Below are 13,733 nucleotides of genomic sequence, written 5' to 3' on the forward strand. Positions count from 1 at the left end.
CTCCGCTTTGCGGCAGTTACCCTTGCATTACATCCAACATGGTGGTGCCAAGGCTTGCCGGCGAATCGGCAACCACGACACCAGCTGAGTTCAAGGCCTCAATCTTCTCGCCGGCACCGCCTTTGCCACCGGCAATGATTGCTCCAGCATGCCCCATGCGCCGGCCCGGTGGCGCGGTGCGTCCGGCAATGAAACCGACCACGGGTTTCTTCACCTTAGATGTCTTTAGGAACTCCGCCGCTTCCTCCTCGGCACTGCCACCGATCTCTCCGATCATAACGATGCCCTCGGTGTCCGGGTCGGCCAGAAAGAGATCCAAGCAATCAATGAAATTGGTGCCGTTGACGGGATCGCCACCAATGCCGATGCAGGTGCTTTGGCCAAGGCCTACCGCACTGGTCTGGGCGACCGCCTCGTAGGTCAGCGTACCCGAGCGTGAGACGATGCCGATGCGCCCCGGCGCATGGATATGCCCCGGCATGATGCCGATCTTGCAGGCTTCCGGTGTGATGAGGCCGGGGCAGTTGGGGCCGATTAAGCGCGTGTCAGAGTTGCCGAGAAGCCGCTTGACCCGCACCATATCGGACACCGGAATCCCTTCGGTGATGCAGACCAGAAGCGTCACGCCGGCATCGACGGCCTCGAAGATCGCGTCAGCGGCGAAAGGCGGCGGCACGTAGATGACGCTGGCGTCTGCGCCGGTCGCCGCGACCGCCTCGTAGGTGGTGTCAAAGACTGGCAGATCGAGATGGGTGCTGCCGCCCTTGCCAGGGGTCACACCACCCACCATGCGGGTACCATAGGCGATCGCCTGCTCCGAATGGAAGGTGCCCTGACGGCCGGTGAAACCCTGGCAGATCACCTTGGTCTCGGCATCGACGAGAACTGTCATCGCGAGACTTCCTTTACCGCGTGAACCATGTTCTCGGCAGCATCGCCGAGGTCGTTGGCGGAAATAATAGGCAGACCGGAATCGGCCAAAATCTTCTTGCCGAGATCGACATTGGTGCCTTCGAGGCGGACGACGAGCGGCACATGCAGGCTGACTGTGCGCGCCGCGCCGACGATGCCCTCCGCAATCACGTCGCAGCGCATGATACCACCGAAAATATTGACCAGCACACCGTCCACGTCTGGGTCCGAGAGGATGATCTTAAAGGCCTCGGTCACGCGCTCGCCGGTGGCACCGCCGCCGACATCGAGAAAATTGGCAGGCTCGCCGCCGTGCAGCTTGATGAGATCCATCGTCGCCATGGCGAGGCCGGCGCCATTGACCATGCAGCCGATATTGCCGTCGAGCTTTATGTAGTTGAGATCATAGCGGGCCGCCGCCAGTTCGCGCGGATCCTCCTCGCTCTCGTCGCGCAGGTCCGCGATATCCGGCTGGCGATAGAGCGCGTTGTCATCGAAGTTCATTTTAGCGTCGAGCGCTAGCACATCACCACTGCCAGTGACCACAAGCGGATTGACCTCGATGAGGTTGGCATCGGTCTCGAGATAGGCCTTGTAGATGGCAGCCAGAAACTTGATCAGGGAAAAGACCTGGCGCCCTTCGAGGCCGAGCCCAAAAGCCAGGCGCCGAGCATGGAATGGCTGCAGCCCGCTAGCCGGGTCGATGGCAGCGCGGAGAATTCTTTCCGGCGTGCTTGCCGCCACCTCCTCGATATCCATGCCGCCCTCGGTCGAGGCCATAATGGTGATGCGGCTGGTAGCGCGGTCGAGCAGCACACCAAGATAGAGCTCGCGCGCAATATCACAGCCTTCCTCGATATAGACGCGCTTGACTTCTTTTCCTTCTGGCCCGGTCTGATGGGTAATCAGCGTCATGCCGATCATCGCCTTGGCGGCCTCGACCACCTCGTCGATAGACTTGGCAACCTTTACGCCGCCGCCCTTGCCCCGCCCACCGGCATGAATCTGTGCCTTGACCACCCATACGGCGCCGCCCAGCGTCTGCGCGGCTTCTTCAGCCTCCTGCGGCGTATAGGCGATCTGGCCACGCGGGACAGCCACGCCATACTTAGCGAGCAATGCCTTCGCCTGATATTCATGGATATTCATGAAGCACTTTCGTTGTCGACAGCCGCAGCGATGGTGTCGAATCCGTCTTCGGAATGTATCACGTTAGCGGTATTGGCCAAGGCCTTCCCTGCCATTGTGTAAAAAGATGACCCGGATCGTTTTGCCGAGATTACGCTATTTGGCGCGCCCGCGGCCCCTGGTAGCCACCCTGACCTTGACGCCGCGACGCGGCGGTCTCGCTGTTTTTGCCTTACTGCGGGCGCTCTTGCGCATCATGTTGCGCACCACCCCCACCAACTCGCGCACGGCGCCGGCTGACTTGTCGAACTGGGCTTTCTCGCGCCGGTTTAAGGTGATCTCGACGACCCGCTCGACGCCATCCCCCCCGATCACCGCCGGCGTGCCAACATAGAGTCCGTGCACGCCATATTCGCCGTCGAGATGTACGGCGCAGGGCAGAACCCGCTTCTTATCGCAAAGATAGGCTTCGGCCATCTGGATCGCCGACGAGGCTGGGGCATAGAAGGCTGATCCCGTCTTTAGCAGACCAACGATCTCAGCTCCACCGTCACGAGTGCGCTGGACGATCTCGTCGAGCTTGGCCTTGCTCAGCCAACCCATCTTGATCAAATCTGGCAGCGGAATACCAGCTACCGTCGAGTAGCGTACCAGCGGCACCATGGTATCACCATGCCCGCCAAGCACAAAGGCGCTGACATCCTCGACCGAGACGTCAAGCTCCTCGGCCAGAAAATATCGGAAGCGCGCAGAGTCGAGAACACCCGCCATGCCAACCACGCGCTTGTGCGGTAGACCACTGGCTTCGCGCAACGCCCAGACCATCGCATCGAGCGGATTGGTTATGCAGATAACGAACGCCTTGGGACAGTATTTTTTGATACCCGTGCCAACAGCCTGCATGACCTTTGTATTAATGTTCAGTAGATCGTCACGGCTCATGCCTGGCTTGCGCGCGATGCCCGCTGTCACGATGACGACATCCGAGCCGCGTAGCGTGGCATAACTATTGGTGCCCGCAACCACGGCATCGAAGCCCTCGATGGGTGAGGATTCGGCAATGTCCAGGCTTTTACCCTGGGGCAGGCCGTCGACGATGTCGAACATCACCACATCGCCAAGCTCCTTGAGGCCGGCAAGGTAGGCCAGGGTGCCACCGATATTTCCGGCGCCAACCAGCGCGATCTTGTTGCGAGCCATACTGAAATCTCCTTTATATTTCGGCCCGAAAATGCCGGCGCTTTATAGTCCAAAACGTGCCACGCGCGCAAACTTAGGCGGGCCGGTGGGGTGCCGCGAGATAAGCCTCGCTCTGCATCTCCACCAGGCGCGAGGCGGCGCGCCGAAACTCAAAGGCACCAGTGCCTCTAGCGTAAAGAGAGTCGGGCGGACCGTCACCGCTAACAAGCAGCTTGACGTTGTGATCGTAGAGAATGTCGATCAGCATCGCCAGGCGACGAGCCTCGTTGCACTGCTCCGGCACCATCACCGGCACGTTGGCTAGCACCACGGTATGGAAATGATTGGCGATGGCAAGATAATCGGCAGCACCGAGCGGCTGCTCGCAGAGATCGGCGAAGACGAAGCGGGCGATGCCGCGATTAGCCGCCGGCACGGTGACCTCACGTCCCTGGACCAGCAGCGTCTCGGATACTGTGCATGCACCACCAATAAGACGCTGGAAGGTCTCATCGAGCGCCGTCTCAGAAGCCTCACCAAGAGGCGTGAAATAGACTTTTGCTTCCGTCATGCCCACGAGCCGGTAGTCGCTCGGGCCGTTGAGATGCACGATATCGAAGCGCTCTTCGACCAGATCGATGAAGGGCAGAAAGCTATCGCGCTGAAGACCGTCGAGATAGAGTTCACGCGGCGGCCGGTTGGAAGTGGCGACGATCACCACGCCGGCCTCGAGCAAGGCGGCGAATAGCCGACCCAGGATCATTGCGTCGGTAATGTCACGCACCTCGAACTCGTCAAAGCAGAGCAACCAGGCTTTATCGGCCAGCGCCACGGCGAGCGGCGGGATAGGATCGGCGGCACTATGGCGGGCGGGCCCTGGCGCGACACCGCGCCAGCGATGAATTTGTGCGTGCACGTCCTGCATGAAGGCATGGAAATGAGTTCTGCGGCGGCGCCCCACCGGGGCGCAATCATAGAACAGGTCCATGAGCATAGTCTTGCCACGCCCCACCCCACCATAGAGGTAGAGGCCGCGCGGCGGCAGCCGCTTGTCGCTGCCGCCGCCGAGGCCGAGACGATCGCGCCAGCCGCCACGCTGCATCGGCTGCCAGTGCCGCAGCCGTGCGTGCAGGACTTGCAGCGCCTGCGCCGCCAACTCCTGCGTCGGGTCTGGGTGCAGCTGCCCGGCGGCAACCCGTCGCCGATAGGCGGCGATGGGGCCGTCGCTCACCGGGTCTCTACCGCAACGTCGGGATGGTGTACTCTACGCCTTCCCGGATGCCACTCGGCCAGCGCGCGGTCACGGTCTTGAGTTGGGTGTAGAAGCGCACCCCGTCCATACCATGGGTGTTGTGGTCGCCGAACTTCGAGGCCTTCCAGCCGCCAAAGCTGTGATAGGCCACTGGCACCGGGATCGGCACGTTGACGCCGACCATGCCGATATTGGCGCGGTTCACGAAATCGCGCGCCGCATCGCCGTCACGAGTAAAAATAGCTGTGCCATTGCCGTAGGCGTTCTCACGCACCAGGTTCAACGCACCCTCATAGTCGTCGGTGCGGACCACGGACAGCACCGGGCCAAAGATCTCTTCCTTGTAGATATCCATCTCCGGCGTCACCTTGTCGAACAGGGTGCCGCCCATGAAGTAACCGTTTTCATAGCCCTGCAGGGTATAGTCGCGGCCGTCGACCAGCAAGTCAGCACCTTGCGCCACGCCGGAATCAATGAGGCCGCCGATACGCTGCTGCGCCTCGGCCGTGACGATCGGACCCATATCCGCTTCCGGATCATTGTATGGCCCGATTTTGAGACTCTCGATGCGGGGCCTGAGGCGCTCGATCAGGGGCTGAGCAGTGCCGCCGACGGCAACCGCCACCGAGACCGCCATGCAGCGCTCGCCGGCCGAGCCATAGGCCGCACCCATCAGGGCATCGGTGGCCTGATCGAGATCCGCATCCGGCATCACCACCATATGGTTCTTGGCGCCACCGAGCGCCTGCACCCGCTTGCCGGCGGCGGCGGCCATGCCATAGACCGTTTGCGCGATGGGTGTGGAGCCAACGAAGCTGATCGCCGCCACGTCTGGATGCACGAGTAGCGCGTTCACCGCGTCCTTGTCGCCGTTTAGCACGTTGAACACGCCATCCGGCACGCCGGCTTCGGAGAACAGCTCCGCAAGCTTGAGCGGGCAGCTCGGATCGCGCTCGGAGGGCTTGAGGATGAAGGTGTTGCCGCAGGCGACCGCCAACGGCGCCATCCACAAGGGGATCATGGCCGGGAAGTTGAACGGCGTGATGCCAACACAGACGCCGACGGGTTGACGCACGGAGAAGCTGTCAACGCCGGTGCCCACGGCCTCGGTGTACTCGCCCTTGAGCAGGTGCGGGATGCCGCAGGCGAACTCGACCACCTCGAGGCCGCGAGTGATCGAGCCCTTGGCATCGGGAATGGTCTTGCCATGTTCGCTGCCGACCAACTCGGCCAGCTCATCCATGTTGTCCTCGATCAGGGACTTGAGGCGAAACATGCAGCGGGCACGGGTGATTGGCGTCGTCGCCGCCCAGCCGGGAAAAGCCGCCTTTGCCGCTGCCACAGCCTCGTCCACATCCGCGGCGTCGGCCAGCGGCACGTGTTTTTCGGCCTCGCCCGTCGCTGGGTTGAACACGTCGCCGAGGCGACCGTTTTTATCAGCCACTTTCTGGCCATTGATGTAATGGTGAAGCGTCGTGGTCATGATGCTCGATTCTTGTTTTCTTAAGTTCCGGACCAGGTGTTTATTTCAGATAGCCGAGTTCGCGCCAAGTGGCGTAGCGGGTACGGAACTCGCTGAGAGATTGCCATACGCGTGCAAATGTCTCGTCGGCGGCGACCTCCTCGGTCAACACTTCGCCCCACGCCACCTTGAGCGCGGCGAGGATTTCGGGCGACCATTCGTGCAGCGTCACGCCTTGCGATTGGAAGAACTCCATCGAAGGTACCTGCTTGGCCTCGCTGAGCGCGATCGTACGCGTCACCATGCGGCCGCAGGCAACCTCGATGATACGCTGTTGCTGGGCGCTAAGCGCGTTCCATTTATCGAGATTCACCATCATCTCGACCCAGGTAGATTGCTGGTGCCAGCCTGGAAAATAATAGTGTTTGGCGATCTGGTGAAAACCCAGGCTCTGGTCAATCGCCGGGCTCGCCAGCTCGGTCGCGTCAATCGTCCCCAGCTCGAGCGCAGGAAAGATATCGCCGGGCGCCAGAAGCTGGGTGGAAACGCCGAGCTTTTCCATCACGCGCGCGCCGAGGCCGAAGAAGCGCATTTTCAACCCCGACAGCTCCTCGACACTGGTTATCTCGGTGCGGAACCAGCCCGATGCCTCCGGCGCAAACAAGCCGCAAAGATGCGACTTTATATTATGCTGGACATAAATCTCGTCGAACAACGCTTCGCCGCCACCGTAATAGTACCAGGCCATATACTCGGCCGACGCGGGGCCAAAAGGCACGGCGGCGAAAAGCTGCAGAGCGGGAACCTTGCCCGACCAAAAGCCGGGCGTGGCATACCCTGCATCTACCGAGCCGGTGGAGACCGCGTCGAAGACCTCAAAGGCCGGCACCAGTGCGCCGGGCTCGAAGAACTTGAGCTTCATGTTGCCGCCCGAAAGCGCATCAACATCGTCGATGAAGGCCTGGCCAGACGGCCCCACCAGCGCCAACGTCGAGGTATAGGTGCTGGCGAGCTTCCAGCTTACCGGCTCGCCGAGCCCACTGTCGGCGGCGGGCGCGGTTGTCTCACTCGCCGGCGCCGATGCGGTCTCCGCACCAGGGACCGGCGCCTCTGTCGACCGGTACGTCCGACCGTAATAACCGACGCCCAAGCCGATCACCAATGCGATGATAATGCTCAATCCACGCATGACGTCCTCCCGCCCGAGTAACAAAGAAAGGTAGAATAGCGCAGAAGCAGGACCTTTGCCCATGACCCTAGAGTATGTATTGGCTAATTGGGGCCAGTTTGACCGAGACATGCTCTAGATTGTGCCGGGGCTTACGATCAACGTAATGTAGAGGCCATAGCCCGCAACCAGCGCCGCGCCTTCAAGACGTCCGATGCGCCGGCGGACGGTTATCATCAGCGACAGGCCCACGGTCACCGCCAACATTACCCATAAGTCGAAGGCGAGCAGTTCCGCGGCTACGGGCACGGGCACGACCAGCGCCGTGATGCCGGCAATCGCCAGGATATTGAACAGGTTCGAGCCCAGCACGTTGCCGATGGCGAGATCGCTATGTCCGCGCCAAGCGGCCATGCCGGCGGTGGCAATCTCGGGCAGCGACGTGCCGAAGGCGACCAGGCTGAGACCGATCACAGCCTCCGACAGACCGGCCAGCCGCGCCACCTCTACCGCGCCGTCTATCAAGAGGTCAGCGCCAATAATCACGCCCGCGATGCCGCCGACGGTGAACAGCATCGCCTCCCAGGGTTTAGTCGACGCCTCCTTAATCTCATCGCCAAGATCGGCGATAGCAGATGCCGCAGCCCGGCGCGCAGCCCAGAACGACCATACCGTATAGCCGACCAGCAACAGCACCATAAGTACGCCAATTGGGCGATCGATGGTGCCACGCAAACAAAGGCTGACAAAGACCAAGCTTACCAGCAGTAGAATGGTGCCGTCGCGGCGCACCGTCCTGCCGACGATGAGGATCGGGGTGAACAATGCGGCGACGCCGATCATGGCCAGCACGTTGGCGATGTTGGAGCCGACCACATTGCCCAGTACGATATCCGGGTGGCCGCTGAGCGCCGCGTTGAGGCTGACCACGAGCTCCGGCGCCGAAGTGCCGAAAGCCACCACTGTCAGGCCGATGACCAAGGGTGAGACGCGCCAGCCGCGCGCCAGTCCGACGGCACCGTTCACCAGCATCCCGCCCCCCACCAGCAACAGCAGTAGGCCGGTAACGACAAAGACAATCATCATATCACCGGCGCTCGACCATCAGCTTCTTGATCTCGCCGATCGTCCGGCCTGGATTGAGACTTTTCGGACAGGTTTTAGTGCAGTTCATGATGGTGTGGCAGCGGTAGAGCTTAAAGGGATCCTCCAGCGCGTCGAGCCGCTCGCCGGCCGCCTCGTCGCGGCTATCGGCGAGCCAGCGATAGGCCTGCAACAGCGCCGCCGGGCCCAGATACCGCTCGCCGTTCCACCAATAGCTGGGACAGCTGGTGGAGCAGCAGAAGCAAAGGACGCATTCGTAAAGGCCGTCGAGCTTCTCGCGCTCCTCGGGGCTTTGCAAACGCTCGCCGGCGGGCGGCGGCGTCTCGGACTGCAGCCAGGGCTCTATGGAGGCATATTGGGCGTAGGCGCGGTTGAGGTCGGGCACCAGGTCCTTGACCACCGGCATGTGTGGCAGTGGGTAGACCGGCACCTCGCCATCAATCTCGTCGATGAACTTAGTGCAGGCGAGCGTATTAGTGCCGTCGATGTTCATGGCACAGCTGCCACAAACACCTTCGCGACACGAGCGGCGGAAGGTAAGCGTCGCATCGATCTCGTTTTTGATCTTGATCAGCGCGTCGAGAACCATCGGCCCGCAGGCGTCGAGATCGATCTCGTAACGGTCCACACGCGGATTCTCGTCATCGTCCGGGCTCCAGCGATAAACCGCGAAGGTACGCACATCTGTCGCCCCTTCCACCGCCTTGTGCGTGGTGCCAACACCGACCCGCGAGTTCTTCGGAAGTGTGAATTCTACCATGGGTTCAGCCTCTCGAATGGCAGCGTTTAGTACACCCGTATCTTGGGCGGGATGGACTGGACCTCGTTGGTCAGCGTGTTCAAGTGGACGGGGCGGTAATCAAGACGCGGCGTGCCATCGCCATCGAGCCAGGAAATGGTGTGCTTGAGCCAGTTCTCGTCGTCGCGGTCGGCATAGTCTTCCCGCGCGTGGCCGCCGCGGCTTTCGGTACGGTTGGCAGCGCCGGCCAGCGCGACCACAGCCTGGGCCATGAGGTTTTCCAGTTCCAGGGTCTCGACAAGATCCGAGTTCCACACCAGCGAGCGGTCGGAGACGCCGATGTCGTCGAGCCCACCCCAGGCCTCGGCGAGCTTCCGTACGCCATTCTCCAGCACCTCGCCGGTGCGGAAGACAGCGCAATGGTTCTGCATGATGCGCTGCATCTCAAGACGCATGGCGGCCGTGCGCGTGCTGCCCTTGGCATGGCGCCATTTGTCGAGGCGGGCGATAGCATGCTCACCGGCAGCTGCCGGCAGGTCCTTGTGGGACTCGCCAGGGCGCACCACCTCGGCGGCGCGAATGGCCGCAGCGCGGCCGAAGACCACGAGATCAAGCAACGAGTTGGAACCAAGCCTGTTGGCGCCGTGCACCGAGACGCAGGCCGCCTCACCGATCGCCATCAGCCCCGGCACCACCGCGTCCGGATCACCGCCGCGCAGCGTCACGGCTTCGGCGTGATAGTTAGTCGGAATGCCGCCCATGTTGTAGTGGCAGGTCGGCAGCACCGGGATCGGTTCGCGGGTCACGTCGACCCCACCGAAGATGCGCGCGGTCTCGGCAATACCCGGCAAGCGCAAATTGATCAGCTCCGCATCAAGATGCTCGAGATGCAGGTGGATGTGGTCGGCCTCGGCGCCTACCCCGCGGCCCTCGCGGATCTCCATGGTCATGGAGCGGCTGACCACGTCGCGGCTGGCCAGATCCTTGGCCGACGGCGCATAGCGCTCCATGAAACGCTCGCCCTCACCGTTGGTGAGATAGCCTCCCTCGCCGCGCACCCCCTCGGTGATTAGGCAGCCGGCGCCGTAGATGCCGGTCGGGTGGAACTGCACGAACTCCATGTCCTGACATGGTAGGCCAGCGCGCAGCACCATGGCGTTGCCGTCGCCGGTGCAGGTGTGAGCCGAGGTGCAGGAGAAATAGGCACGCCCGTAGCCGCCCGTCGCCATCACCACCTGATGCGCACGAAAACGGTGGATGGTGCCGTCGTCCAGGTTCCAGGCCATTACCCCACGGCAGACGCCCTCGTCGTCCATAATGAGGTCGAGGGCGAAATATTCGACCAGGAACTCGGCACGAGCGCGCAGCGCCTGCTGGTAGAGCGTGTGCAGAATGGCATGGCCAGTGCGGTCGGCGGCAGCACAGGTGCGCTGGGCGATGCCCCCGCCGAAATTGGTGGTCATACCACCGAAAGCGCGCTGGTAGATCTTGCCTTCGGGCGTGCGCGAGAAGGGCACGCCGTAATGCTCCAGCTCGTAAATCGCGGGCGCCGCCTCACGGCACATATATTCTATGGCGTCCTGGTCACCGAGCCAGTCCGAGCCCTTCACCGTGTCGTACATGTGCCAGCGCCAGTCGTCGTCGCCCATATTGCCGAGCGCCGCCGAGATACCGCCCTGGGCCGCCACGGTGTGGCTGCGCGTGGGGAAAACTTTCGTCAGGCAGGCCGTCTTGAGGCCTTTCTCGGCCATGCCGAAGGTAGCACGCAGGCCGGCGCCACCGGCGCCCACGACGACGACATCGTAAGCATGATCGATGATCGGATACGCATCGGACATAGCAGCTCAGCCCTAGAAAGCGATCTTGAGCACGGAGAAGACGGCGATAGCACCGAGCAAGACGCAGCCAAAGCCGGACGCCAGCAGCATGGCATGTTTGGCGCAGGCGCTGTGCACATAGTCCTCAATCACCACCTCGAGCCCGAGCTTGAGGTGGTAGAAGGCGGCAAACAGCACCAGCACCAGCAACACCGCAACCACGGGCCGCGCCAGCCAGGCAGTGACCGTAGCATGATCGGCTCCGGCCAGCTGTGTGATCGAAGCGGTAAACCAGAGCAGCAGCGGTACCAGGGCGATCGCCGACACACGCTGCAGCCACCAGTGCTGCACGCCTTTCTTGGCAGCACCGAGCCCGCGGGCGGGCGCCAGCCGGCTCATGATCCGCCCCGCGAGGCGTAGCCGACGACGAAGGCGAGCAGTGTCAAACCGACCGAGACGACGACCACCGCCCAGCCGCTGCGATAGAACGCAGTCAGTTCGTAACCGACACCGGCATCCCAGAACAAATGCCGGATGCCATTGCAGAGGTGATAGAACAGCGCCCACACCCAGCTCAGCAGTAGCACGCGGCCGATGACAGAGCCGATGAAGGCCTGCGCACTGGTAAAGCACTCGGGACCCACGGCGGCAGCAGCCAGCCACCAGACCAGCAACAAAGTGCCGACGCCGAGCACGACACCTGTCACGCGGTGCAATATCGAAAGCACCGAGGTCAGTTGCAGTCGATAGACTTGTAGGTGTGGCGACAGCGGCCGCTCGGCTCGGCTCATCGACGGCTCCCCAGGGCGCGAAACGACGCCAATTGACCTAGACCCTGGATTCGACCAAGTCAACCGCGCGGCAGCAACACTGTGGTGTCGAGATCAAGAACCATGTCCTCTTCCGGGAAATCGACACAAGGCCGGTTGCTTGTCACCACCAGGCGCAGCCGCAAGCTCCCGAGGTCGGCGCGGCCGGGGAGGGGATCCTTTGCCAATACTTCGGACCAGGCATGGATGGTATCGCCCGCGAAGACCGGCGCCGCGTGCCGACCACCGTTGAGCGCTACCGGCCAGAAGGCATTGGCAAGACCGTTGAAGCTGAGCGCCCGGGCCAGGCTGATGACGTGGCCGCCATAGATCAACCGTTTGCCGAAGCGTGTGCCGGCGGCGTAGTGGGCGTCGTAGTGCGGCCGCGCGGTGTTTTGATAGAGCCGCGTCGCCATCTGGTGCTCGGCTTCCTCGATGGTGATGCCTACCCGATGGTCGATGCGCTCGCCGACCGTGTAGTCGTCCCAGCGATGGGGCTCGCCGGATGCCGCGAAATCGTAAGCCGCCATGTCCAAAGTGGGCGCCAACAGATCGGCCACGGCGACATGGTCGGCAAGCTCGGGCACCACGGGCTCGGGTGCCACGGACGCCGGATCGCGCTTTGCCACCATCACCCAGCGGGCAAATTGCATGACTGTCTCGCGGGCCTGGTTGGTGCCGCTGGTGCGCACATATACGACGCCCGTCTTGCCGTTGGAATTTTCCCTTACACCGATGACAGTCGAGGATACGGACAAGGTATCACCAGGATAGATTGGGGCTAGGAAGCGCCCCTCCGCGTAGCCGAGATTAGCGACGGCGTTGAACGAGACATCGGGGACGGACTTGCCGAAGACCATATGAAAGGCGAGCCAAGGATCAATCGGCGCACTCCTCAGGCCGAGAGCTTGCGCAAAGCTGTCGGCCGAGGTAACGGCAAAGCGGGAGCCAGTCAGCGCCGTATAAAGAGCCACGTCGCCCGTGTTCACGGTGCGTGGCGTAGCGTGCACGATCTCCTGGCCAACCGCAAAGTCCTCGAAGAAGTTGCCCGTCCAACTTTTCATGCTCATAGCGCCGCCTCCAGTGCTTCGATGCGTTGCGTTAGTGCCACGGTGCGATGCGCCGACGCCACGTGCAAATTCTCGATCAGCTTGCCGTCGACCAGAGCCACGCCCTTGCCGGCAACCTCGGCCTCGGCATGGGCGGCGATGATGCGCCGCGCCCATTCGACTTCCGTCTCGCTCGGCGCGAAGGCGGCGTTGGCGGCGGCGATGGTTTTCGGGTGGATCAGCGTCTTGCCGTCGAAGCCAAGTTCAGCGCCTTGGCGGCAGACCTCCGCGAAGCCTTTGTCATCGGCGAGATCGAGATAGACGCCATCAAGAATAACCAGGTCGTAGGCCCGCGCCGCCAGGATGCAGTGGGATAAGGCGGTCAGCAGGGGCAGACGCATCGTCGTGTGCGCCGCGTGCAGGTCCTCGGCCAAATCTGAGGTGCCCATAACCAGTGCCGTGAGCTTGGGGCTGGCACTGGCGATCGCTTGGGCCTCGAGGATCGCTCGCGGCATCTCCATCATGACCCAAACAGCTAGTGTCTCCGGCGCGCCCGCCTCATCGAGAAGGCTGAGCGCCTGTCGCAGCGCATCGGCGCTCTCGATCTTGGGCAAGAGAATGGCGTCCGCCCCGGCCTTGGCCAGCGCCGCGAGATCGTCCCGCCCCCACGGGGTGCTGAGCGCGTTGGCCCGCACCACGACCTCGCGCTCACCGTAGCCGCCCTCGGCGAGGGCCACCAAGATTTGCTCCCGCGCCCTCACCTTGGCATCGGGTGCCACCGCGTCTTCCAGATCCATGATGATGGCATCGCAAGCCAACCCACGCGCCTTCTCTAGCGCCCGCGCATTCGCCCCTGGCATATACAAGACACTGCGGCGCGGCCGCACGGTTGCTGGCATCAATTTCCACCTTTCCAGAAATTTACGGGCAGCCTAATCGTGCCGTGTGACGCGGACAACCTGGAGATGGGTTGGGATGAGGGATCATGCTCGGAACTCTCTTGTATCACCTCATCGCCTGAACACGTCTTGCCAGCGCGCTGATGCTGTGGGCGGAGGCGCCTGTCGGCGCTCGGCGGAGCATCGGCGCTCTTGATCGCCCAAACGATCTTGAT

13 protein-coding genes are annotated in these 13,733 nt (G+C 62.6%); all 13 read right to left on the reverse strand.

From position 1 onward, the window contains the following. Positions 1-16: 16 nt before the first annotated feature. The 13 genes from sucD to QF629_00150 all read right to left on the reverse strand — a co-directional run bounded on the left by sucD (position 17) and on the right by QF629_00150 (position 13,518). The gene (gene sucD / locus QF629_00090) at positions 17-892 is read right to left on the reverse strand and encodes a succinate--CoA ligase subunit alpha (protein ID MDP6011937.1); all 876 of its coding nucleotides are present in this window, start codon (positions 890-892) and stop codon (positions 17-19) included. Continuing rightward, positions 889-2,061, reverse strand: coding sequence for an ADP-forming succinate--CoA ligase subunit beta (gene sucC, locus QF629_00095; GenBank protein MDP6011938.1), 1,173 nt, complete (start codon positions 2,059-2,061; stop codon positions 889-891). Before sucC ends, sucD begins: the two co-directional genes overlap by 4 nt. Before the next feature lie 135 nt (positions 2,062-2,196). Continuing rightward, the gene (mdh, locus tag QF629_00100) at positions 2,197-3,240 is read right to left on the reverse strand and encodes a malate dehydrogenase (protein ID MDP6011939.1); all 1,044 of its coding nucleotides are present in this window, start codon (positions 3,238-3,240) and stop codon (positions 2,197-2,199) included. Between the two features lie 73 nt (positions 3,241-3,313). Continuing rightward, positions 3,314-4,450 carry a cell division protein ZapE gene (gene zapE, locus QF629_00105; GenBank protein MDP6011940.1) on the reverse strand — a complete coding sequence of 379 codons (1,137 nt, stop codon included), beginning with the start codon at positions 4,448-4,450 and terminating at the stop codon, positions 3,314-3,316. Between the two features lie 7 nt (positions 4,451-4,457). Then, positions 4,458-5,954: a CoA-acylating methylmalonate-semialdehyde dehydrogenase gene (locus QF629_00110; GenBank protein ID MDP6011941.1), complete on the reverse strand. Its 1,497-nt coding sequence runs from the start codon at positions 5,952-5,954 to the stop codon at positions 4,458-4,460. Between the two features lie 40 nt (positions 5,955-5,994). Further along, positions 5,995-7,122 (reverse strand): TRAP transporter substrate-binding protein, encoded by a 1,128-nt coding sequence (locus tag QF629_00115; protein ID MDP6011942.1) that lies wholly within the window; start codon positions 7,120-7,122, stop codon positions 5,995-5,997. A gap of 114 nt (positions 7,123-7,236) precedes the next feature. Beyond that, on the reverse strand, positions 7,237-8,187 hold the full coding sequence (locus QF629_00120; protein ID MDP6011943.1) for a calcium/sodium antiporter: 951 nt from the start codon (positions 8,185-8,187) through the stop codon (positions 7,237-7,239). Between the two features lies 1 nt (position 8,188). Beyond that, positions 8,189-8,965, reverse strand: a complete 777-nt coding sequence (locus tag QF629_00125) for a succinate dehydrogenase iron-sulfur subunit (GenBank protein ID MDP6011944.1) — start codon at positions 8,963-8,965, stop codon at positions 8,189-8,191. Positions 8,966-8,991: 26 nt separating this feature from the next. Next, positions 8,992-10,782, reverse strand: coding sequence for a succinate dehydrogenase flavoprotein subunit (gene sdhA / locus QF629_00130; GenBank protein MDP6011945.1), 1,791 nt, complete (start codon positions 10,780-10,782; stop codon positions 8,992-8,994). A gap of 12 nt (positions 10,783-10,794) precedes the next feature. Continuing rightward, positions 10,795-11,160: a succinate dehydrogenase, hydrophobic membrane anchor protein gene (gene sdhD, locus QF629_00135; GenBank protein MDP6011946.1), complete on the reverse strand. Its 366-nt coding sequence runs from the start codon at positions 11,158-11,160 to the stop codon at positions 10,795-10,797. Further along, positions 11,157-11,552, reverse strand: a complete 396-nt coding sequence (sdhC, locus tag QF629_00140) for a succinate dehydrogenase, cytochrome b556 subunit (GenBank protein MDP6011947.1) — start codon at positions 11,550-11,552, stop codon at positions 11,157-11,159. The genes sdhD and sdhC overlap by 4 nt, the downstream gene beginning before the upstream one ends. Positions 11,553-11,611: 59 nt before the next feature. Continuing rightward, entirely contained in the window at positions 11,612-12,640 is a 1,029-nt protein-coding gene (locus QF629_00145) for a MaoC family dehydratase (protein MDP6011948.1), read from the reverse strand. Further along, entirely contained in the window at positions 12,637-13,518 is an 882-nt protein-coding gene (locus QF629_00150; GenBank protein ID MDP6011949.1) for a CoA ester lyase, read from the reverse strand. Before QF629_00150 ends, QF629_00145 begins: the two co-directional genes overlap by 4 nt. Positions 13,519-13,733 lie beyond the last annotated feature (215 nt).

Source organism: Alphaproteobacteria bacterium (genome assembly GCA_030739735.1).
Taxonomy (GTDB): Bacteria; Pseudomonadota; Alphaproteobacteria; order UBA7887; family UBA7887; genus UBA7887.